At 74.0% G+C, this 18,825-nt stretch carries 17 protein-coding genes; 10 read left to right on the forward strand and 7 right to left on the reverse strand.

Annotation, left to right across the window (positions count from 1 at the left end):
- The 4 genes from ACI79K_RS04385 to ACI79K_RS04400 all read left to right on the forward strand — a co-directional run bounded on the left by ACI79K_RS04385 (window position 1) and on the right by ACI79K_RS04400 (window position 5,734).
- Window positions 1-807: a type III pantothenate kinase gene (locus ACI79K_RS04385; RefSeq protein WP_456588128.1), complete on the forward strand. Its 807-nt coding sequence runs from the start codon at window positions 1-3 to the stop codon at window positions 805-807.
- An 11-nt stretch (window positions 808-818) separates the two neighbouring features.
- Entirely contained in the window at window positions 819-2,339 is a 1,521-nt protein-coding gene (lysS, locus tag ACI79K_RS04390; protein WP_456588127.1) for a lysine--tRNA ligase, read from the forward strand.
- 148 nt (window positions 2,340-2,487) lie between these two features.
- Complete coding sequence (locus tag ACI79K_RS04395) at window positions 2,488-2,838, forward strand: histone-like nucleoid-structuring protein Lsr2 (RefSeq protein ID WP_456588126.1); 351 nt, start codon at window positions 2,488-2,490, stop codon at window positions 2,836-2,838.
- Window positions 2,839-3,202: 364 nt separating this feature from the next.
- A complete protein-coding gene (locus ACI79K_RS04400; RefSeq protein WP_456588125.1) occupies window positions 3,203-5,734 on the forward strand; it encodes an ATP-dependent Clp protease ATP-binding subunit in 2,532 nt (843 codons plus the stop codon).
- Between the two features lie 185 nt (window positions 5,735-5,919).
- Here the strand turns inward: ACI79K_RS04400 and ACI79K_RS04405 are convergent, their stop codons facing one another.
- Window positions 5,920-6,810 (reverse strand): A/G-specific adenine glycosylase, encoded by an 891-nt coding sequence (locus ACI79K_RS04405; RefSeq protein ID WP_456599069.1) that lies wholly within the window; start codon window positions 6,808-6,810, stop codon window positions 5,920-5,922.
- A 77-nt stretch (window positions 6,811-6,887) separates the two neighbouring features.
- Between ACI79K_RS04405 and ACI79K_RS04410 the strand changes: the two genes are divergently transcribed.
- Window positions 6,888-7,556 carry a MucR family transcriptional regulator gene (locus tag ACI79K_RS04410; RefSeq protein WP_456599070.1) on the forward strand — a complete coding sequence of 223 codons (669 nt, stop codon included), beginning with the start codon at window positions 6,888-6,890 and terminating at the stop codon, window positions 7,554-7,556.
- 34 nt (window positions 7,557-7,590) lie between these two features.
- Here the strand turns inward: ACI79K_RS04410 and disA are convergent, their stop codons facing one another.
- From disA to ACI79K_RS04430, 4 genes are all read right to left on the reverse strand, one after another.
- A complete protein-coding gene (disA, locus tag ACI79K_RS04415; protein ID WP_456588122.1) occupies window positions 7,591-8,676 on the reverse strand; it encodes a DNA integrity scanning diadenylate cyclase DisA in 1,086 nt (361 codons plus the stop codon).
- Window positions 8,677-8,793: 117 nt separating this feature from the next.
- Window positions 8,794-10,161, reverse strand: coding sequence for a DNA repair protein RadA (radA, locus tag ACI79K_RS04420; RefSeq protein WP_456588121.1), 1,368 nt, complete (start codon window positions 10,159-10,161; stop codon window positions 8,794-8,796).
- A gap of 58 nt (window positions 10,162-10,219) precedes the next feature.
- Window positions 10,220-10,891 (reverse strand): hypothetical protein, encoded by a 672-nt coding sequence (locus ACI79K_RS04425; protein WP_456588120.1) that lies wholly within the window; start codon window positions 10,889-10,891, stop codon window positions 10,220-10,222.
- A 135-nt stretch (window positions 10,892-11,026) separates the two neighbouring features.
- On the reverse strand, window positions 11,027-11,884 hold the full coding sequence (locus ACI79K_RS04430) for a UbiA family prenyltransferase (RefSeq protein ID WP_456599071.1): 858 nt from the start codon (window positions 11,882-11,884) through the stop codon (window positions 11,027-11,029).
- Between the two features lie 121 nt (window positions 11,885-12,005).
- Here ACI79K_RS04430 and ACI79K_RS04435 point away from each other — a divergent pair, with 121 nt between their 5' ends.
- From ACI79K_RS04435 to rlmB, 5 genes are read left to right on the forward strand one after another with little or no spacing between them, the layout of a single operon-like run.
- Complete coding sequence (locus ACI79K_RS04435) at window positions 12,006-12,488, forward strand: CarD family transcriptional regulator (protein ID WP_091929357.1); 483 nt, start codon at window positions 12,006-12,008, stop codon at window positions 12,486-12,488.
- A 29-nt stretch (window positions 12,489-12,517) separates the two neighbouring features.
- The gene (gene ispD / locus ACI79K_RS04440) at window positions 12,518-13,201 is read left to right on the forward strand and encodes a 2-C-methyl-D-erythritol 4-phosphate cytidylyltransferase (RefSeq protein ID WP_456599072.1); all 684 of its coding nucleotides are present in this window, start codon (window positions 12,518-12,520) and stop codon (window positions 13,199-13,201) included.
- Entirely contained in the window at window positions 13,198-13,719 is a 522-nt protein-coding gene (ispF, locus tag ACI79K_RS04445) for a 2-C-methyl-D-erythritol 2,4-cyclodiphosphate synthase (protein WP_456588117.1), read from the forward strand. The genes ispD and ispF overlap by 4 nt, the downstream gene beginning before the upstream one ends.
- A 10-nt stretch (window positions 13,720-13,729) precedes the next feature.
- Complete coding sequence (gene cysS, locus ACI79K_RS04450; protein WP_456599073.1) at window positions 13,730-15,133, forward strand: cysteine--tRNA ligase; 1,404 nt, start codon at window positions 13,730-13,732, stop codon at window positions 15,131-15,133.
- Window positions 15,115-16,095 carry a 23S rRNA (guanosine(2251)-2'-O)-methyltransferase RlmB gene (rlmB, locus tag ACI79K_RS04455; RefSeq protein WP_456588115.1) on the forward strand — a complete coding sequence of 327 codons (981 nt, stop codon included), beginning with the start codon at window positions 15,115-15,117 and terminating at the stop codon, window positions 16,093-16,095. Before cysS ends, rlmB begins: the two co-directional genes overlap by 19 nt.
- Before the next feature lie 110 nt (window positions 16,096-16,205).
- On the opposite strand, the gene ACI79K_RS04460 is transcribed toward rlmB, so the two are convergent.
- Entirely contained in the window at window positions 16,206-17,486 is a 1,281-nt protein-coding gene (locus ACI79K_RS04460) for a DUF445 domain-containing protein (RefSeq protein WP_456599074.1), read from the reverse strand.
- Window positions 17,487-17,529: 43 nt separating this feature from the next.
- Window positions 17,530-18,792, reverse strand: coding sequence for a S1C family serine protease (locus ACI79K_RS04465; protein ID WP_456599075.1), 1,263 nt, complete (start codon window positions 18,790-18,792; stop codon window positions 17,530-17,532).
- Window positions 18,793-18,825: the final 33 nt, after the last annotated feature.

Raw genomic sequence — 18,825 nt, forward strand, 5'->3', positions numbered from 1 at the left:
GTGCTGCTGACCGTCGACGTCGGCAACAGCCAGACCGTCCTCGCCACCTTCGACGGCGCCCGCCGGGTCGGCTCCTGGCGGGTGACGACCGCGCCCCGGGCCACCGCCGACGAGCTGGGCATGCTCTGGCGGGGCCTGCTGCGCGACACGGAGGTCACCGGGGTGGCCGCCTGCTCCACCGTGCCCGCGCTGCTGCCGGCGCTGCGCCAGCTGCTGGACTCCCTCGAGGTGCCGGTGGTGCTCATCGGCCCCGGCGTGCGCACCGGAGTCCCGCTGCACGTGGACAATCCCCGCGAGGTGGGGGCGGACCGCGTGGTCACGGCGCTGGCCGCGCACGAGCTGTTCGGCCGGGCACCCGGCGGCGGGACCCGGCCGGTGGTCGTCGTCGACTTCGGCACCTCCACCAACGTCGACGCCGTCGGCCCGGACGGGCAGTTCCTCGGGGGCGCCCTCGCGCCGGGGGTCGAGGTCAGCCGCGACGCGCTGGCCAGCCGGGCCGCCCAGCTGCGCTCGGTCGAGCTCTCCTGCCCGCCGCAGGCGATCGGGAAGAACACCGTCGCCGCGCTGCAGGCGGGGCTGGTGCTCGGGTTCGCCGGCCTGGTCGACGGGCTGGTCGGCCGGATCTCGGCGGAGCTGGTGTCGCAGTTCGGCACCCCACCGGTCGTCGTCGCGACCGGCGGGCTGGCCCCGCTGCTCGTCGACAGCTGCCGCACCATCGGCGAACGCGAGCCCGACCTGACGGTGCACGGGCTGCGGCTGGCCTTCCAGCGGCAGCAGGCCGCCGAGCGGCGGGTGGCCGCCCCGTAGGCTGGGTTCCCGTGACGGACGTGGGACCGAACGGTACGGGCGCCGACGACAGCGGCGAGGAGCTGCCGGAGCAGATGCGGGTCCGCCGGGCCAAGCTCGACCGGCTGCGCGAGTCGGGGGTCGACCCCTACCCGGTGACGGTGCCCCGCACGACGACGCTCACCGCGGTCCGCGCCGCGCACCCCGAGCTGGAGCCGGACACGATGACCGGCGAGCGGGTCGGGGTCACCGGCCGGGTGATCTTCTTCCGCAACACCGGCAAGCTCTGCTTCGCCACGCTGCGCGAGGGCGACGCCGAGCTGCAGGTGATGCTCTCCCGCGACCGCGTCGGCGAGGAGGCGCTCGCCGCGTGGAAGTCCGACGTCGACCTCGGTGACCACGTCTTCGTGGCGGGCGAGGTCGGGACGTCGCGCCGCGGCGAGCTGTCGGTCTTCGCCGACTCCTGGCAGCTGACCGCCAAGGCGTTGCGCCCGCTGCCGGTGGCGCACAAGCCGATGAGCGAGGAGCTGCGGGTCCGCCGTCGCTACGTCGACCTGATCGTGCGCGACGAGGCCCGCCGCACCGTCCGCCAGCGCGCCACCGTCATGTCCACCCTGCGCGCGGGGCTCGGCCGGCGGGATTTCATCGAGGTCGAGACGCCGATGCTGCAGACCGTGCACGGCGGTGCGGCGGCCCGGCCGTTCCGCACCCACATGAACGCATTCGACCTGGACCTCTACCTGCGTATCGCACCGGAGCTGTTCCTCAAGCGGTGCATCGTCGGCGGCCTGGACCGCGTGTTCGAGATCAACCGGAACTTCCGCAACGAGGGTGCGGACAGCTCGCACTCCCCGGAGTTCGCGATGCTGGAGTTCTACGCGGCCTACCTCGACTACAACGACATCGCGGTCATCACCCGGGAACTGATCCAGGAGAGCTGTGCGGCGCTGTTCGGCGACCACGTGGCTCGGCACCACGACGGCACCGAGCTGGACCTCTCCGGCGTGTGGCGGCAGGTGCGGCTGTTCGACCTGGTCAGCGAGGCGGTGGGGGAGACGGTGACGCCGCAGACGCCGATCGAGCAGCTGCGCGCCCTGGCCGAGCGGCACGGGGTCGGCGTCGACCCGGCCTGGATCCACGGCAAGCTGGTCGAGGAGATCTTCGAGGCGCTGGTGCAGCCGTCGCTGCAGGAGCCGACGTTCGTCATGGACTACCCGGTGGACACCTCGCCCCTGACCCGGGCGCACCGCTCGGAGCCGGGTGTCGCGGAGAAGTGGGACCTCTACATCGGCGGGATCGAGCGGGGCACCGGGTACTCCGAGCTCGTCGACCCCGTCGTCCAGCGGGAGCGGTTCACCCAGCAGGCGCTGCTGGCCGCGGCCGGCGATCCCGAGGCGATGGTGCTCGACGAGGACTTCCTCGAGGCGCTGGAATACGGCATGCCGCCCACGGGGGGCGTGGGAATGGGCATGGACCGCTTGATGATGACGCTCACCGGTCTCGGGATCCGGGAGACGATCCTGTTCCCGTTGGTCCGGCCAATCAGTTCCTGATCGGGCCGTATCTCGATTCCCCCTCGCATAGAGGAGTGGAATCGTGCGCCCATTTCCGATTATCCGGAGATCGTGCTGTAATGGACCTAGCACCCGCCGGGTGCTATTTCCGTCCGACCTCCGGGTCGCTGCGATTAGCGAGGAACGAATGGCGCGCAAGGTCCAGGTCATCCTGAGCGACGACCTCGACGAGAATCTTCCGGCCGACGAGACCGTCAGTTTTGCGCTCGACGGCACCTCGTACGAGATCGACCTGGCGGAGAAGAACGCCCAGGAGATGCGCGACGCGTTCGCCCGGTACATCTCGGCGGCGCGCAAGGTCGGCCGCGGCACCCGCGCCTCGGGCGGTGGCCGGTCCCGCGCCACCGGTGGCGGTGGCCGGATGGACCGCGAGCAGGCAGGCGCCATCCGCGACTGGGCGCGGAAGAACGGTCACGCGGTGAGCGACCGCGGCCGCATCCCGGCCAGCGTCGTCGAGGCCTACGAAGCCGCCCACTGACGCAGGACAGCAGCACTCCGACCTGGTCGGACTTCGACCCGCGTGGCGGGGGCGCGCAGCGTCCCCACCCGCGGGTCGATTGGTTCCGGCTCCGTGCAGCGCTCCCGGCACCTGGCCGCCGGTGGAGGCCGACAGGCCGACGGTGTGCACCGTCCGCTCACGGCGTAACAGGGGCGGAACACCACCTGCCAGGGGGTGGTTGGAACGGACAGCCACCCACCGGAACCGTCGGACGACGACGGGACGGCGTGGTCCGCGACTACAGTGGAAAGACCGGTGCCCCCGCGCGCCGACGGACGTCGGGTGCTCCTTCCCAGCACGGGGAGGGCAGCGCCGGACCAGCCGGTCAGAGGAGAAGCAGCAGATGTTCGAACGGTTCACCGACCGAGCCCGCCGTGTCGTCGTCCTGGCCCAGGAAGAGGCCCGGATGCTCAACCACAACTACATCGGCACCGAGCACATCCTCCTGGGTTTGATCCACGAGGGTGAGGGCGTCGCTGCCAAGGCCCTGGAGTCCCTCGGCATCTCGCTCGAGGGTGTCCGCCAGCAGGTCGAGGAGATCATCGGGCAGGGCCAGCAGGCGCCGTCCGGGCACATCCCCTTCACCCCGCGGGCGAAGAAGGTCCTGGAGCTGTCGCTGCGCGAGGCGCTGCAGCTCGGCCACAACTACATCGGCACCGAGCACATCCTGCTCGGCCTGATCCGCGAGGGCGAGGGCGTCGCCGCCCAGGTCCTCGTGAAGCTCGGCGCCGACCTCAACCGCGTCCGCCAGCAGGTCATCCAGCTGCTGAGCGGCTACCAGGGCAAGGAGCCGGCCGCGGCCGGCGGCCCCGCCGAGGGCACGCCGTCGACCTCGCTGGTCCTCGACCAGTTCGGCCGCAACCTGACCCAGGCCGCGCGCGACTCCAAGCTCGACCCGGTCATCGGGCGGGCCAAGGAGATCGAGCGGGTCATGCAGGTGCTCTCGCGGCGCACCAAGAACAACCCGGTCCTCATCGGCGAGCCCGGCGTCGGCAAGACCGCCGTCGTGGAGGGCCTGGCCCAGGCGATCGTCAAGGGCGAGGTGCCCGAGACGCTGAAGGACAAGCAGCTCTACACCCTCGACCTGGGTGCGCTCGTCGCCGGTTCCCGCTACCGCGGTGACTTCGAGGAGCGGCTCAAGAAGGTGCTCAAGGAGATCCGCACCCGCGGCGACATCATCCTGTTCATCGACGAGATCCACACCCTCGTCGGGGCGGGTGCCGCCGAGGGCGCGATCGACGCCGCCAGCATCCTCAAGCCGATGCTGGCCCGCGGCGAGCTCCAGACCATCGGCGCCACCACGCTCGACGAGTACCGCAAGCACCTGGAGAAGGACGCCGCGCTCGAGCGCCGCTTCCAGCCGATCCAGGTGGGCGAGCCGACGCTGGCCCACACGATCGAGATCCTCAAGGGGCTGCGCGACCGGTACGAGGCGCACCACCGGATCAGCATCACCGACGGCGCGCTCGTGGCCGCCGCGACGCTGGCCGACCGGTACATCTCCGACCGCTTCCTGCCCGACAAGGCGATCGACCTGATCGACGAGGCGGGCGCGCGGATGCGGATCAAGCGGATGACCGCGCCGCCGGACCTGCGCGAGTTCGACGACAAGATCGCGGCCGTCCGCCGCGAGAAGGAGTCGGCGATCGACGCGCAGGACTTCGAGAAGGCCGCATCGCTGCGCGACACCGAGAAGCAGCTGCTGGGCGAGAAGGCCGAGCGCGAGAAGCAGTGGAAGGCCGGCGACATGGACGTCGTCGCCGAGGTCGACGACGAGCAGATCGCCGAGGTGCTGGCCAACTGGACCGGCATCCCCGTCTTCAAGCTCACCGAGGAGGAGACCACCCGTCTGCTCCGCATGGAGGACGAGCTCCACAAGCGGATCATCGGCCAGGAAGAGGCCATCAAGAGCGTCAGCCAGGCGATCCGGCGCACGCGGGCGGGCCTCAAGGACCCGCGCCGTCCCGGTGGCTCCTTCATCTTCGCCGGCCCCTCGGGTGTCGGTAAGACGGAGCTGGCGAAGGCGCTGGCGCAGTTCCTGTTCGGTGAGGACGACGCGCTCATCCAGATCGACATGGGTGAGTTCCACGACCGCTTCACCGTGTCCCGCCTCGTCGGTGCCCCTCCGGGGTACGTCGGTTACGACGAGGGTGGCCAGCTGACCGAGAAGGTGCGGCGCAAGCCGTTCTCGGTGGTCCTCTTCGACGAGATCGAGAAGGCGCACGCGGACGTGTTCAACACGCTGCTGCAGGTTCTCGAGGACGGTCGGCTCACCGACGGTCAGGGCCGGATCGTGGACTTCAAGAACACGATCCTGATCCTCACCACCAACCTCGGTACGCGGGACATCTCCAAGGCCGTGGGCCTCGGCTTCCAGGCCGGCAACGACGACCAGTCGAACTACGAGCGGATGAAGCTCAAGGTCAACGAGGAGCTCAAGCAGCACTTCCGGCCGGAGTTCCTCAACCGCATCGACGACATCGTCGTGTTCCACCAGCTGACCGAGCAGGAGATCGTCCAGATCGTCGACCTGATGGTCAGCCGGGTGGAGAGCCAGCTGGCGAACAAGGACATGGCGCTGGAGATCACGCCGCCGGCGAAGAAGCTGTTGGCCGCCCGGGGCTTCGACCCCGTGCTGGGCGCCCGGCCGCTGCGCCGGACCATCCAGCGCGAGATCGAGGACGCGCTGAGCGAGAAGATCCTCTACGGCGAGCTGTCCGGCGGGCAGATCATCGTGGTGGACGTCGAGGGCGAGGGCACCGACGCGAAGTTCACCTTCCGCGGCGAGGCCAAGCCGGTCGACCTGCCCGACACCCCGCCGGTGGCCCTCTCGGGCGCCGAGGGTGACGAGAACGGCTCCGCCTCGGCGGAGTAAGGCCGGCAGGACCACGACAGGGGCCGCTCCCACCGCGAGGTGGGGGCGGCCCCTGTCGTCGTGACATGGCGATCCTCCGGATCGCACCGCGGCCAGGTGCCGTACCCCGGCTGCGTCGAGCCATTTCGTCGACCCGCGTGGGGAGCCTCCGGCCCCGCCCAGCAGGCCGACCCTCGCAGGGCGCCTCACGTCGGAAGGGCGAATCTCCCGTCGGCGGTCTGCTCGACCAGCCCGTCGGTGAGCAGCGAGTACAGGCAGCGGGACCGCTGGACCGCGTCGGCCCAGGCCGGTTCCAGCGCCGCGGTGTCCACGGGCTCGTGGGCGGCCCGCAGGACGTCCAGCAGCCGGCCACGCACCTGGCGGTCGGTGCCGGTGAACTTCTGCACCCGCCGGGGCGGGCCCTCGTGGGCCGGGGAGCCGGCCAGCCGCCAGGCGCAGCGGTCACGCACCGGGCACGCGCCGCACCGCGGGGTGCCGGCGACGCACACCAGCGCGCCCAGCTCCATCACCGCGACCGAGAAGCGGACGGCGCGGCCGTCGTCCTCCGGTGCCAGCGCGGCGATGTCGACGAGGTCGGCGGCCCGGGCGTTGCCCGCCTCCGCGCGACCGTGCACCAGCCGCGCCACCACGCGGCGGACGTTGGTGTCGACGACGGGCTGGCGCCGGCCGTACCCGAAGCAGGCGACGGCCCGGGCGGTGTACGTGCCGACGCCCGGTAGCGCCTCCAGGGCGGGGACGTCGGCGGGGACGACGCCGCCGTGCCGCTCGGTGATCGCGATCGCGGCCTCCCGCAGCCGCAGGGCTCGTCTGGGGTAACCGAGCTTCCCCCAGGCCCGGATCACCTCGGCGGGCGGCGTTGCGGCGAGCTCTGCCGGGGTGGGCCACCGGGTCATCCAGTCGCGCCAGACGGGCTCCACGCGCGCCACGGGGGTCTGCTGCAGCATCACCTCGCTGACCAGGACGGCCCAGGGTTCGACGTCTGGCGTCCGCCAGGGGAGGTCGCGGGCGGCGGTGGCGTACCAGTCGACGATCACCTCGCCGACAGGTGCGGCCGCGGGGGAGGTCGGACCGGTCACGGGCGTCCAGTCTGCCGTGCGCACGGCGCGGCGTGCCGAGCGGACCAGTCCGCACCGGGCGCACTAGCGTTCCCCGCGTGTTGCACCCGGTCGGTCCGCTGCCCGCTGCCGTCTACTGGCGGCGTCGGCTGACCGTGCTGGTCCTCCTGCTGGCCGTTCTCGGCGGCCTGGCGTGGCTCTCGGTGAGCCTCCTGACCAGCAGCGGGGGGAGCGGTCCCGCGGCCGCGCCGGCCGGCGGCGCCGCGCCGTCCGAGACGCCCGCCCTGGAGCGGGTGGTGCCCTCGGCCTCCGGGGTCCGGGCGCCGGGGACGACGCCGCCACCCAGCGAGCCGCCGGTACCGGCGGGCCCGACCCCGGGTGGGCCCTGCACCGACGACATGCTGGACCTCGAGGTGCGCACCCCCGGGACGGCGCCCGTGGGCAGCAAGCCGACCTTCGAGCTAGTGGTGGTCAACTCCTCGCCGGTGCCGTGCGTGCGCAGGCTGGACAAGCAGCTGCAGGAGCTCGTGATGGTCGACGCCGACGGCGCGCGGGTCTGGGGCAGCAACGACTGCTTCCCGGAGAGCAGCGACGACGAGCGCACGCTGGCGCCGGGGGAGCCGGTCGTCCTCCCCGTGGTGTGGGGCGGGCTGACCAGCGAGCCGACCTGCACCGCTCCCCGGGTGACCCCGCCGGCGGGTGACTACGTGCTGCGTGGCCGGCTGGACACCAAGGTGTCCGGGGATGCCCCGATCACCCTCCAGTGAGGCCCCCGTCCGGGACGAGGCTCGTCCCGGAGCCTCAGCTGTAGCGGTCGAGGATCGAGGTCTCGGCCAGCCGGGACAAGCCCTCCCGGATACCCCGGGCGCGGGCCTCCCCGACGCCCTCCACGGCCAGCAGGTCCTCGATCGTGGCGGCGAGCAGCTTCTGCAGTCCGCCGAAGTGCTCGACCAGCCGGTCGATGATGCCGGCGGGCAGCCGGGGCACCCGGGCGAGCAGCCGGTAACCCCGCGGGCTCACGGGGGAGTCGAGCGCGTCCGGCGACGTCGGCAGCCCGTAGCACCGGGCGACCGCCGAGAGGTCGAGCAGCTCCGTGGCGGTCAGCGCCCGCAGGTCGGTGAGCACCTGGTCGATCGTGCGGTGGCGCCGCCCCGCCGCGGGGAGGTAGTCGCGCACGAGCAGTCCACGGTCCTCCTCGACCCCGGCCAGCATCTCGTCCAGCTGCAGGGCCAGCAGCCGCCCGTCGGTGCCCAGTTCGACGACGAAGCCCTCGATCTCGTCGGCGATGCGGCGGACCATCTCCAGCCGCTGGCTGACGCTCATCGCGTCCCGCACGGTCACGAGGTCCTCGATCTCGAGTGCGGAGAGCGTGCTCGCCACCTCGTCCAGACGGAGCTTGTAGCGCTCCAGCGCGGCGAGCGCCTGGTTCGCTCGGGCGAGGATCGTCGTGGGGTGCTCGAGGGTGTACCGGCGGCCGGCGACGTACACGCTGATGATGTGCATCGACTGGCTCACCGAGATCACCGGGTAGCCGGTCTGGACGGCGACCCGCTCGGCGGTGCGGTGCCGGGTGCCCGACTCCTCGGTCGGAACCGTGGGGTCGGGCATGAGGTGCACGCCCGCCCGGACGATGCGGCTGCCGTCGTAGGAGACGATCACCGCGCCGTCCATCTTCGCCAGCTCCCGCAGCCGGGTGGCCGAGAGGGCGACGTCGAGGGCGAAGCCACCGGTGCAGATCGACTCCACCACCCGGTCGTAGCCGAGCACGATGAGCGCGCCGGTGCGGCCGGCCAGGATGCGCTCCAGGCCGTCGCGCAGCGCCGTGCCGGGGGCGATGCGGCCGAGGAGCTCGCGCAGGGCGACCTCGGGGTCCACGTCGGCGGGCACGAGCGCTCCTGACGGTCGAGTGGTTCGGTGGCCGAGTCTACGTGGCCCCGTCGGGGGCCGGGCAGGCTCGGGGGGTGTCGGCGTCCGCCCGCGACCCCCATACGAAACCCTACGGGCTCAGAACATGCGGTGGAAGGCGGCCCCCAGGTCGGGGACCTCGATCAGCCGCATGCCGGCCGGGGCCTGCCCGGCATCGGGGGGCACCAGCGCGACGCGGTAGCCCTGGCGGGCGGCCTCGGCCAGCCGGCGGCCGGTGCCCCCCACCCGGCGGATCTCCCCGGAGAGGCCGACCTCGCCGAGTGCCACCAGGCCGGCCGGCAGTGGGGCGTCCTTGGCGGCCGACGCGATCGCCAGCGCCAGGGCCAGGTCCGCCGCCGGCTCGGCGATCCGCACCCCACCGACGGAGGCGGCGAACACGTCGGCCTCGGCGAGCTTGACGCGCCCACGCCGTTCCACCACCGCGTTCACCATGGCGACCCGCTGCGAGTCCAGCCCGCTGACGGCCCGCCGGGGGGAGCCGCCGCCGCTCGTGCTCGCCACGAGGGCCTGCACCTCGGCCAGCAGGGGTCGGCTGCCCTCGAGGGTGACGGTGACGCAGCTGCCCGGTACCGGGTCGGTGCGACGCGACACGAACAGCGCCGAGGGATCGGGGACGCCGACGACCCCGCTGTCGCCGATCTCGAAGCAGCCGATCTCGTCGGCCGGGCCGAACCGGTTCTTCGTCGCCCGTACCATCCGCAGCGTCGAGTGCCGCTCGCCGTCGAAGGAGACGACGACGTCGACCAGGTGCTCGAGGGTGCGCGGGCCGGCGATGGCGCCGTCCTTGGTGACGTGGCCGACGAGGATCGTGGTCATGCCCCGGGTCTTCGCCACGCCCGTCAGGGCCGAGGCGACGGCGCGCACCTGCGTCGAGCCGCCGTCGGTGCCCTCCACGGCGGGGGAGCGGACGGTCTGCACGCTGTCGAGGATCAGCAGCGAGGGGTTGACGGCCTCGACGTGGGCCAGCACCGCCGAGAGCTCTGTCTCGGCGGCCAGGTACAGCCGGTCGTGCAGGGCGCCGATCCGCTCCGCGCGCAGCCGGACCTGGCCGGCCGACTCCTCCCCGGAGACGACGAGGGCCGGCCCGCCCGCGGCGGCCACCCGGTGGGCCACCTCGAGCAGGAGCGTGGACTTGCCGACCCCGGGTTCCCCGGCGACGAGGAGCACCGCGCCCGGCACCAGCCCGCCGCCCAGGACGCGGTCGAACTCCGCGATGCCGGTCGGGACGGCGCGGGCGCCCGCGAGCTCGACCTGGGCGATCGGGCGGGCGGGGGCGCTCACCGGGCCGGCCGAGACGGCCCGCAGCCCGGTGGCGGGGGCGCCGACCTCCTGCAGGCTGCCCCACGCCTGGCACTCGGGGCAGCGCCCGACCCACTTGGCCGAGGCGTAGCCGCACTCGGTGCAGCGGTGGGCAGGGCGGGCGGTCTTCACTCCGGCGGGCGGCACGCGGCGACGCTAACCCCGAGCTACGACAAGACGGCGGAAGAGCGGTGGAGCGGGAGGGTCACTCGGCGTCGCCGACGTCGGACTCCCGCTCGCGGGCGATCTCCTCGGCGCCGTGGCCGCCCTCTTCCTCCGAGTGGTGGAAGTCGAACGACTCGCCGCGCTCCAGGACCTCGTCCGGGGTGGCCACCGGGACCGTCAGGGGGATCTCGCCGGCGTTCTCGAAGGTGAAGGTCAGCTCGACCAGCCCCCCGGTCGTGAGCTCCTCATCGAGGTCGGTGAGCGTGATCGCGGGGCCCTCGTCCTCCCCGAGGAAGACGGTCGTCCCCGCGGGGATCTCCAGCTCGCCGTCGTCACCGGTGGGCGCGTCCGTGGAGCCGGTGACGCCGCCACCGGTGTTCGGCGGGACGGTGCTGGTCGCCGCTGCCTCGCCCGCGCTGATCGTCGCCTCGCCGAAGCCCTCGCCGGTGACCCCCGTCAGGGTCTCGTCCTCGACACCGGTGTTCACGATCGCCAGCCGCAGGGTGGCGTCGTCCCCGGCCTCGTAGCGGCCGCCCTCGGGGTGCGTGACCGCGACCTGCCGCAGGACGATGTCGCCGACCTGGGCCATCGCGCCCACCTTGTCGCGCTCCTGCGTGGCGGTCTGCGTGACCTGGCCGGCGCTGCACGCCGAGAGGGCGAGCGGGGAGAAGAGCAGAACGCCCATCGTGGCGGCGCGCAGAGCGCGGTTCACAGCTGTCGACCTCCAGCAGGACCGTACCGGCCACCGGGGATCGGTGGCGCGGGAACCTCCGGAGCCTATCGGGCGCCTGCGCGCCCCGCCCGCAGGGAGCGGCGGGCGTCGCGGGTTCCCCTCGGCCCTGGGGCGTCAGCCGAGGGTGGCACCGCTGCCCACCAGGAGCGCGACGTCCAGCACCGTCAGCAGCATCACGGCGGGGAAGGCGAGCCCCCGGAAGCGCGCCGTCCCCGAGAGCGCGGCCACGGTGGCGGCCGGCACGGCCAGGGCGAGGGCGGCCCACCCCGTCGGCCCGGGCGCGCCCGGGGGGCCGAGCACCAGCACCAGCGTCGCCCCGGCCAGGAGCAGCGCGCCGCAGGCGGCGGAGACCCGCGGTCCCAGCCGGTGCGGGAGCCCGCGGACCCCGGTGGCCAGGTCGTCCTCGAGGTCGGGAGCGACGTTCGCGAGGTGGGCGGCGCCGCCCAGTGCGGCGCCGGCGGCGATCAGCCACCAGGGGGGTGCGGGGCTCCCCGGGGCGGCGGTGACCACTCCGGCCGGCAGGGCCCCGAACCCGACGACGTAGCCGGCGCCGGACCACGCGGTGCGCTTGAGCCCGGCGTTGTAGGCCCACCCGCTGGCGACCAGCAGCAGCAGCAGCGCGCCGGGGAGGAGCCCCAGCAGGAGCGAGAGGACGACGGCCGCGGCGGCGGCGGACAGGGCGGCACGGCGCAGGACGGCGGGGCCGACGGTGCCCTGCACGACCGGCTTGTCGGCCCGCGCGACGGCGCGGTCGCGGTCGGCGTCGAGCCAGTCGTTGCTCCAGCCGATGGACGCCTGACCTGCGAGGACGGCAGCGCAGAGCAGCGCGGTCCGGGCCGGCGGCACGTCGGCCGCCACGGCCAGCAGGGTGGCCGTGGTGGTGACCGCGAGGGCCGGGCCCGGGTGCGTCGCGCGGAACAGCGCGCGGGCCGTCGCACCCCGAGGGGCGGCCGCCGCAGGCACATCAACCACGCTCTGTCAACCCCTCCGCGGCTCTGGCCCAGGCCGCTGACCTGCAGATTTACTGCCCGGTGCCGATCCGTTGGTCAGTCTGCCGTGCTAACCTGGGGGAAGCGAAAGGGGTCACATCCACATGGGCTTCACTGTCGGCGAGACCGTCGTCTACCCGCACCACGGTGCCGCGCTCATCGAGGCGATCGAGAAGCGCACGATCAAGGGTGAAGAGAAGGCCTACCTCGTGCTGAAGGTCGCCCAGGGCGACCTCACCGTGCGCGTGCCGGCCGACAACGCAGAGATCGTCGGCGTCCGTGACGTCGTCGGTCAGGAGGGGCTCAACCGAGTGTTCGAGGTGCTCCGCGCCCCGCACACCGAGGAGCCGACGAACTGGTCGCGCCGCTACAAGGCCAACCTCGAGAAGCTGGCCTCCGGCGACGTCAACAAGGTGGCCGAGGTGGTCCGCGACCTGTGGCGTCGCGACAAGGACCGCGGCCTCTCCGCCGGCGAGAAGCGCATGCTCTCGAAGGCCCGCCAGATCCTGGTCAGCGAGCTCGCGCTCGCCGAGGGCACCAACGAGGACAAGGCCGAGGTCCTGCTCGACGAGGTCCTCGCCAGCTGAGCGCTCCGCGTTCCCCCCGAACCGCTCCCGTGCACGCTGTCGCGATCGTCGCAGCGGCCGGGAGCGGTTCGCGTCTGGGGGCCGACCGGCCGAAGGCGCTCGTCCCGCTCGCGGGGCGCCCGCTGGTCTGCTGGGCCGTCGACGGCCTGCGCGCGGGCGGGGTCGCCGAGATCGTGGTCACCGTCCCCGCCGCCGAGCGCGCCGCCTTCGCGGCGGTCCTGCCGCCGGAGGTCCGGCTCGTCGACGGCGGTGCCACCCGGACCGCATCGGTCCGCGCCGGCCTGGCCGCCGCCGGTCCACGGGCCGACGTCGTCCTCGTGCACGACGCCGCCCGCCCGCTGACCCCGCCCGCGGCGGTCGCGCGGGTGCTGGACGCCGTGGCCGCCGGTGCCCGTGCCGTCGTCCCGGTGCTGCCCGTCGTCGACACCACCGTGCTGGTGGACGACGACGGCGCGATCACCGATGCGGTGCCCCGCGCCCCGCTCCGCCGGGTGCAGACACCGCAGGGCTTCCACCGGGCCACCCTGGTCGCCGCCTACGCCGCGCTGGACGACGCCGCCGAGCTCACCGACGACGCCGCCGTCGTCCGTGCCGCAGGTGTTCCGGTGCACACCGTCCCCGGTGACGAGCGGTCGGCGAAGATCACCGTGCCGCACGACCTGGCGCTGGCGGAGCTGGGTGTGGGCCTGACGGCGAGCCAGGTGCCCCGGTGAGCGACCTGCCGCGGGTCGGCATCGGCACCGACGTCCACCCGATCGAGCCCGGCCGGGCCTGCTGGCTCGCCGGCCTCGAGTGGCCCGGCGCCGACGGCTGCGCGGGGCATTCCGACGGCGACGTCGTCGCCCACGCGCTCACCGACGCCGTCCTCTCCGCCGCCGGGCTCGGTGACATCGGCGGGCTGCTGGGCACCGACGACCCCCGCTGGGCCGGCGCACGCGGCGCCGACGTGCTCACCCACGTGCGAGAGGTGCTCGCCACCGCGGGTTGGCGGGTGGGCAACGCCGCGGTGCAGCTGGTGTCGACGGCGCCCAAGGTGGGTCCGCGCCGGGGGGAGGCCGAGGCGGTGCTCTCCGCCGCGCTCGGCGCCCCGGTCAGCGTCACGGCGACCACCACCGACGGCCTCGGGCTCACCGGTCGCGGTGAGGGCCGGGCCGCGGTGGCGACCGCCCTGGTGGTCCGGACGGGGGAGGACGTCACCGACGCCGCACGGGCCGGTCACGTCGCTCCGTAGACTCCACGCAGTGAGCCTCCGCCTGTACGACACGGCCGCCCGCGCGGTCCGCGACTTCACGCCCCTGCGTGCCGGGCAGGCGTCCGTCTACGTCTGCGGTCTCACCGTGCAGGGCCCGCCGCACGTCGGGCACGTCCGGGCGGCGGTCTCCTTCGACGTCCTCCGCCGCTGGCTGACCGCGCGCGGCCTGGAGGTCACCTACGTCCGCAACGTCACCGACATCGACGACAAGATCCTCACCAAGGCCGCCGAGCGCGACGTCCCGTGGTGGGCCTGGGCGTACGAGTTCGAGCGGGCCAGCACGCGCGCCTACGACGTGCTCGGCGTCCTACCGCCGACCTACGAACCGCGCGCGACCGGGCACATCCCGGAGATGGTCGAGCTCATGCAGCGGCTGATCGACAGCGGGCACGCCTACGCCGTCGACGGCGACGTCTACTTCGACGTCCGGTCCTTCCCCGAGTACGGGGCGCTCACCGGTCAGCAGCTCGACGCCCTCGAGCCCGCCGCGGACACCGACACCGACGAGCGCAAGCGCGACCCGCGGGACTTCGCGCTGTGGAAGGCTGCCAAGCCCGGCGAGCCGGCGACCGCCTCCTGGCCCACGCCGTGGGGCCGCGGCCGCCCCGGCTGGCACCTCGAGTGCTCGGCGATGGCCGAGCGCTACCTCGGCGCGGAGTTCGACATCCACGGCGGCGGGCTGGACCTGCGGTTCCCGCACCACGAAAACGAGCAGGCGCAGTCGCGGGCCGCCGGCGACGGGTTCGCCCGGTACTGGCTGCACAACGGCTGGGTCACCCTCGGCGGCGAGAAGATGAGCAAGTCGCTGGGCAACACCGCGCTGGTCGACGAGGTCGTGCGGCGGGTGCGCCCGGTCGAGCTGCGCTACTACCTGGTGGCACCGCACTACCGTTCGACGGTCGAGTTCACCGACGCCGCACTCGAGGAGGCCGGCGCGGCCTACCGGCGGATCGAGTCGTTCGTGAAGCGCGCGGCCGAGCGGGTGGGCGCCGACGCCGGCGTGCCGGTGCTCTGCGCCGACTTCAGCGCCGCGCTCGACGACGACCTCGGCACGCCCGCGGCGATCGCCGCGATCCACGACACGGTCCGCGAGGGCAACACGGCCCTCGCCGACGGGAACGACACCGCGGTCGCGGGCACGCTCGGCTCGGTGCGCGCGATGCTCGGCGTGCTCGGCCTGGACCCGCTCGACCCCCAGTGGGCGGCCACCGGTGCCGACGACCGGCTCGCCCGCGCGACGGACGGCCTCGTGGCCCTGGCGCTCGAGCAGCGCCAGGCGGCGCGGGCGCGCAAGGACTTCGCGGCGGCGGACGCGATCCGCGACCAGCTCGCCGCCCTCGGCGTCACCGTCGAGGACACCCCCCAGGGACCCCGATGGGAGCTGACCCACTGATGGCCGGCAACAGCCAGCGCCGCGGCCGCACGACGGGTGCGGGCAAGAAGACGGCGACCGCGGGGACCGGTGGCAAGAACCGGCGCTCCCTCGCCGGTCGTGGTGCCACCCCGCCCGCCGAGCAGCGGTACGGGCACCCCGCCCAGCGCAAGGCCCAGGCGCAGGAGCGCCAGCGCGCCGACCGGGCGCGCGCCCGTCAGCGGGCCGAGGAGTCACCCGAGCTGCTGCTCGGGCGGAACCCCGTCGTCGAGGCGCTGCGCGCGCAGATCCCGGCGATGGCGCTGTACGTCGTCACCGGTGACACCACCCGCCCAGGCGCCGACGAGCGCATCACCGAGGCGCTGCACCTGGCCAGCGACCGGGGGCTGCCGCTGCTGGAGGTGACCAAGCCCGAGTTCGACCGCATGTCGCAGGGCGCCCTGCACCAGGGCATCGGCCTGCAGGTGCCGCCGTACGACTACGCGCACCCCGACGACCTCCTGGACCTGGCGCGGAACTCCGGCCGGGCCCCGTTGATCGTGGCGATGGACGGCGTGACCGACCCGCGCAACCTCGGGGCGGTCGTCCGCTCGGCGGCCGCGTTCGACGCCCACGGCGTCGTCGTGCCGCAGCGTCGCGCGGTCGGGATGACCGCGTCGGCCTGGCGCACCAGCGCCGGGGCCGCGGCCCGGTTGCGGGTCGCCCGTGCGGTGAACCTGCCGCGCGCGCTCGCCGCGTACCAGGACGCCGGGCTGCAGACCGTCGGGCTGGCCGGCGATGGCGACGTCGACCTGCACGAGTACGACGGTTTCGCCGACCCGGTCGCCCTGGTCGTCGGCGCCGAGGGCACCGGGCTCTCGCGGCTGGTGCGGGAGAAGTGCGACGTCGTCGTCCGCATCCCCATCGCCCGGGACACCGAGTCGCTCAACGTGAGCGTCGCCGCCGGCATCGCGCTCTACCAGGTGGGGGCCGCGCGCCGCTGACGGCCGGCTCGCCGCTCCTCCGTCGTCCTGGCTCACCTCTGGTGGTCCTGGCTCACTGTCGACGCTGAGCCAGGACCCCTGTTGATCAGGTCACCTGATCATCAGTGCGGTCAGCCGAGCAGCTGGGCGACCGTGTAGATCACCAGGCCGGCGAGGCCGCCGACGACGGTGCCGTTGACCCGGATCCACTGCAGGTCCCGGCCCACCTGCAGCTCGATCCGCCGGCTCGTCTCGTCGGTGTCCCAGCGGGCCACGGTGCTGCTGACCAGGTCGGCGAGGTCGCCGGAGAACCGCTCGGCGACGTAGCCGGCCACCCGGCCGCTGTGCCGCTGGACCAGCTCCCGCACGGTCGGGTCGGTCTGCAGCAGCCGCGCACCGTCGCGGATCAGCGCGGTCACGCGGGCGCGCAGCGGTGACTCCGGGTCGGCCGCGGCGGCCAGCACCGTGTCCTTCGCCGTCGTCCACAGCGACCCGGACCACTCGCGCACCGCGGGGTGGGCCAGCACCTCGTGCTTGAACTCCTCCACCCGGGCGGCGGTGGCCGGGTCGGTGCGCAGCGCGTCCACGTAGGCGCGCAGCCGGGCGTCGTAGGAGCGGCGCAGCTCGTGCCGCGGATCGGCGGCCACCTCGGCGATGAACTGGTGCATCCCGGCGAACGCCCGGTCGAAGACCCGGTCGTCCACCCAGTCCGGCACCCACGCGGGGGAGGCATCCCCCAGCTGGGCCCGGAAGACCAGCCGGTTCTCGTCGAGGAAGCGGGCCATGAGCCGCAGCGCCGCAGAGAGGACCTCCTGGTGGCGGTCGCCGTCGACCACCAGCTCGAGCACCCGGGCCAGCGCCGGGGCGGCGGGCGTCTCGTGCAGCTTGCGGTCCACCAGCGCGGCGACGGCGGGCTGCACGTCGTCGTCCTTGAGCAGGTGGGTGAGGCCGGTGAGCGCGGTCGCGGCGTCGCCCCCCAGGCGCTCGGCCCGGCCGGGGGCGGCCAGGAACGCGCCCAGCCGGCCGGGGACGTCGATGGTGGCCAGCTTCTCCGCCACGACGGCGCGGGTCAGGAAGTTCTCCTGCACGAAGGCGCCCAGGCTCTCGCCGATCTGGTCCTTCTTGCGCGGGATGATCGCGGTGTGCGGGATCGGCAGCCGCAGCGGGTGCCGGAACAGCGCGGTGACGGCGAACCAGTCGGCCAGCGCGCCGACCATCGAGGCCTCCGCCGTCGCCCGCACGTAGCCCACCCACGCGCCGGCGTCCTCGCCGAGGAGCACGCAGGCGAGGAAGACGGCGGCGGCCAGCAGGAACAGCCCGGTCGCCAGCCGCTTCATCCGGGTCAGATCGCGGGCGCGGGCCGGGTCGTCGAGCGACCCGGCCAGCGGGACGGTCAGCGGGGGAGCGGCCACCCGGCCCAGCCTAGGGATCGGGTCCGGGTGGTCGCCGCGGGCGTCAGCTGGTCGAGCCCAGGGTGACCTCGACGGTGCGGGTGTCGGAGCCGCGGCGCACGGTCAGCTGGACCGTCTCGCCGGGGGTCCGGCTGCGGATCGCGGCGGTCAGCTCGGTGGACGTGGTGACGGGGCGCTTGCCGACGGCGGTGACGACGTCGCCCGGCTCCAGCCCGGCCTCCTCGGCGGCGCTACCGGGGTGCACGGTGACCACCTCCGCGCCGGTGCCGACCTCGCGGTTCTGGTCGTCGGCGGCGGTCCGGGGAGTCACTCCGAGGAAGGCGCGGGTGGCGGTGCCGGTCTCGATGATCTCCTGGGCCACCCGCTGCGCGGTGTTGCCGGGGATGGCGAAGCCGACGCCGATGTTGCCGCTCTGCCCCTGCGCACCCGGGATGCCGGAGGCCACGGTGGCGATCGCGGTGTTGATGCCGATCACCTCGCCGGCGCCGTCGACGAGCGCGCCGCCGGAGTTGCCGGGGTTGATCGCGGCATCGGTCTGGATGGCGTCGAGCACGGTCGCGTCGTCCTGCGTGGACCCGGTGGCCACCGCGCGGCCGGTGGCGCTGATGATGCCGTCGGTGACCGTGTTGGACAGGCCGAGCGGGGCGCCGATGGCAACGGCGATGTCACCGACCTGCACCTCGTCGGAGTCGGCGAAGGTCGCCGGGACCAGGTCGTCGGCGCCCTCCAGCCGCAGCACGGCGAGGTCGAAGGCGGGGTCGGTGCCGACGACCTCGGCGTCGTAGAGGGTGCCGTCGGCGGTGCGCACCTGCACCGTGCCGGAGCCGGCGCCGTCGGCGGCGACGACGTGGTTGTTGGTGAGCACGTAGCCGTCGGCGGTCAGGACGACGCCGGACCCGCTGCCCGCGCTGGTGCCCGTGGTCACGTAGACGGTCACGACGCTGGGGGCGGCCTTCGCCGCGGCGGCCGTGGCCGTGGTCGCCCGCTCCGGGTTCTCGGTGGTCACGCTCTGCGCGGCGGCGGAGCTGCTGGTGCCGGCGACCGGCTCGTCGAGCAGCGCGGTGACGCCGGCTCCGGCGCCCCCGCCGATGAGCGCGCCGGCGACGAGGCCGGCCAGGCCGATGCGCAGCCGGCTCCCGCGCCGGGACGGCGGCTGCTCGGCCGCCGGTGACGGCAGCCCCCCGTAGCCGGGGTAGCCCGGGGACGTGACCGGCTGCGGCGTCGTCGGCTGGTGGGGCGTCGACAGCGGTGGCTGCCAGCCGTACTGCTGGCCTGCGCCGGGGTACTGGTGCTGGTGCTCGCTCACGCGTCCGTTCCTCTCCTCGCGGCCGTGCGGCCG

The organism is Blastococcus sp. SYSU DS0616 (genome assembly GCF_054051015.1).

Coding starts and splice junctions, on each gene's coding strand:
- rlmB (WP_456588115.1), top strand. CDS start 15,115: ATGGGAGCTGACCCACTGATGGCCGGCAACAGCCAGCGCCGCGGCCGC.
- ACI79K_RS04435 (WP_091929357.1), top strand. CDS start 12,006: ATGGGCTTCACTGTCGGCGAGACCGTCGTCTACCCGCACCACGGTGCC.
- ACI79K_RS04395 (WP_456588126.1), top strand. CDS start 2,488: ATGGCGCGCAAGGTCCAGGTCATCCTGAGCGACGACCTCGACGAGAAT.
- ACI79K_RS04400 (WP_456588125.1), top strand. CDS start 3,203: ATGTTCGAACGGTTCACCGACCGAGCCCGCCGTGTCGTCGTCCTGGCC.